The organism is Photobacterium lucens (assembly GCF_009873615.1).
Classification (GTDB): domain Bacteria; phylum Pseudomonadota; class Gammaproteobacteria; order Enterobacterales; family Vibrionaceae; genus Photobacterium; species Photobacterium lucens.
Genome location: NZ_SSMG01000449.1, coordinates 1 through 3,150, shown reverse-complemented (window position 1 = coordinate 3,150; position 3,150 = coordinate 1). Strand labels below are relative to the sequence as shown.

Sequence of the window (3,150 nt, the reverse complement as noted above, 5' to 3'; positions counted from 1 at the left end):
ATCACTATTATCTTTTAATAAACAATTTCATAAGTTTGTTGACTCTGAAACTGATGAATTAACCGACATTAGTTCTGAGTTATTAATCAAAGAAGTTAGGAAAGGTTCAATTGTTATTGAATTGGTGTCACAAGCGTCACCAATAATTCCTTTACTTTGGGAAGGCGGCTCTCTAGTTCAATGGACATCATTAATCCAGAATGTCTGCAACTGGCTGTTAGGGAAAACTGATTCAGCGCCTAAAGATATGACGAAACAAGATCTTCAAGATTGGAATAAAATTATTGAGCCGATAGCTAAAGACAACGGTTCTCAAATGAATATCAACGTTTCTGACGGTGGTAAAGTCATTAATAATTTTGTCTTTAATTCAACAGAAGCCGCTGTAATGCAGAATAAAATCAGTCGATTAGTTGAAAAAATTGATACGCCTGAAGAGAATAAACATCTCAAAAAAGTTATGTATTGGTATCAAACAAAATTTGATTCAAGCTCGGATACTGGTAACAAAGCTATTATTGATGATATATCGAAGTCTGCTCTAAAGGTTATTTTTGAAAATAACGCATTAAAAGAAGGAATGCTCCATCCTGATTCTTCTTTAAAGAAGCCATGGCAAGAGCTTGCATTTGTTGTTGATGTAGAAGTTCAGACTGTAAGAGGGAAACCAAAGATGTATAAGGTATTGAATTATTATCCAGAAGATACATTTGACCCTAATGACGAATGATTTCTATTTTTTAAAAAAGGACTGAATGTCACCATCCAGTCCTTTTGTTTATCTTGCTAACTTGCCTTATGCAGTTACTTCTTGTTTTTTCACTTGAGGCGCAAGCTGATCTGCCAGTTTGTGCATTTCAGGTAGCATACGGTGGATCAAGTGAAGTTGCTGCAACACCATTCGTACCGAGGTACAGTCTTCATCACGCCATTGCCCTAAACGCTGATCTAAATCGACATCTAGCGCGGGTGCTTGTTGACATGCATTCCCTGCCAGCTGAGCCGCTAAACATTCTAAGTGAGCGTGAATGATACGGTGTGCCTCTGATACTAACTGGTGTGTCTTGTCATCATCAAGTTGCGTTCGGTGAGCACCTAATGCCGAAATATAACTCAGCATGGCATGGTTTAAAGTTAAGAAACGGAAGCTCTCATTCGCGTCAATTTGGTAACGCTCAGGCTCTGCCAACATATTACTGATCGCTGTATTTAAATGGGCATCGGTATTGTGAGCATCACGACGTGAAATACGGTAACTCAAGCTATCACGCTTGCCGATACGGTACTGACCAATGATTTGCGCTAAGTAATCTTTGTTAGCATTAATAGCCCCAGACATTGCCTTGTGTAAACGCTTAGATTCCCAGTCTGGTAGAATAAAGGTTACTGCTAACACTGCCAGTAAACAGCCAATCAAGGTATCGCCTAAACGAGGCAGAATAACCGCATAACCTTCACCTAATTGGTTAAAACAGAACAATACCAGCAAAGTAATAAATGCTGTTGCCCAACCGTATTTGACCATTCTAAACGAGAAGAACAGGACGCCAGCCACCACCATTAGCACTAACTGACCTTCTTGCCCCGGAAATAGGTAGAGCAGGGGAATACCCGCTAAAATACCAGCAATAGTACCTATCACACGCTGGCGAAGTTTTTGACGAGTAGCACTGTAGTTGGGCTGACAAACAAATAGTGTGGTGAGCAAAATCCAGTAACCACGTTGTAAATCCAAGACTTGAATACAGCCATAACCGACGGTTAATGCAATCGCCATTCGAATTGCGTGACGAAACAGCATTGAGTCGGTATTAAATTGTGCACTGATACGCTTTGCTAACTCTTTAACACCATGAGCTTCGTTATCGGCTAATTGGATATCACTTTCGTCATCTGTATGCGTGGCATCAGGGTTATTGATATTCATTAGCTGACGTTCAACGGTCGCTAAATTGTTGAATAGAAAATCGAGCTGGATCAGCAACATTTTCCACTCAGGCTTATTTTGGTCGTGTAAATATTGTAGTGACTCTTGTAGCTCGTTTAATGCTTTTAGGCTCTTTTCATCGTGGGAGTATGATTTTCCCATGGCTAATGCAGTGGAAATATCACGGCATGCAACCGCTTGTGAACGTAATAAACGTTGGAAGCGGAACAATACGTCGCTGCGATTAAAGTTAGCCGCCAGATCTTGATAGCGATAATGCGAAGAACTGGCACGTTCGTGTATATCTTGCGCCATAAAGTAAATGGTCAAGAAGCGATCGCCAGTGGTATTAGGTTGTCCACGGCGAGCACGATGCAATAGTGTTGCTTTAGCAGTGTTTAAAGCATTCACTACACGCGCGTTTTGGCTTGCTGCTTTTAAACGTAATGGTTGAGGCACGAGATCAGCAACAGGTTCAAAAAGCTGACTTTTATGGTCAAGATAATCGGCAAACTCACTAAAGACATTAGCGAGGCTGCGTTGTACTGGCTGGTTAGGCCATAAAATATGCCATGTTAACGACAAACAGCCGTACCAAAATGCACCACCGAGTAACAACATCGGTTGATACCATAGATTCACACTATGATCGGCGCCGAGCATGGTGTAAACCGCCAGTAATAATGAGGCAAAAGCGATACTGGCGTAACGCGGCCCCATAGAGCCCAGCATGATAAAACCAAAGGTTGAAGTGAATAATCCTATCGCAAATAAAATCGGATAAGGGAATAGCACTTCAATAGAAATAGAAGCGATAAGAAAACACAGTAAAGTCAGGGTTAGGGCTTTAATTCGACCGATTAGGTTATCGTCAGTTTCAGCCAGAGCGGCAGCAATAACACCAAGTACTAACGGCGTGACTTCATTGTTTGAATTGTAATACCAGCATGGTAGCACGACGCCAACTAAGGCGATGAGTACACGGATAGAATAGTTAATTCTATCGTTAACCCAATAGCGTCGGAAATTGAGATGTAACCTGTTAGTTTGCATATGGATATTAACAATCTTCTGATAAAGAATTACAACGAAACAACTAGAATAATCTAGTAATAAATATGTTCCAAATAAGCTCATGTAAATAACGAAATTATTTGGCATTTTTTGTTAAAAATAGGCTTAACGATATCAGAATTTAAACATCGTTACTTGAACCATTCTGT

Annotated in this window: 2 protein-coding genes; one reads left to right on the top strand and one right to left on the bottom strand. The window is 40.4% G+C overall.

The features are described 5' to 3' along the window. Window positions 1-730, top strand: a 730-nt coding sequence (locus tag E5A76_RS18430) for a hypothetical protein (protein WP_161119814.1), incomplete at its 5' end; no start/stop codon positions are given. Window positions 731-796: 66 nt separating this feature from the next. Here E5A76_RS18430 and yccS read toward each other — a convergent pair. Then, on the bottom strand, window positions 797-2,980 hold the full coding sequence (gene yccS, locus E5A76_RS18425; protein ID WP_161119813.1) for a YccS family putative transporter: 2,184 nt from the start codon (window positions 2,978-2,980) through the stop codon (window positions 797-799). Window positions 2,981-3,150: the final 170 nt, after the last annotated feature.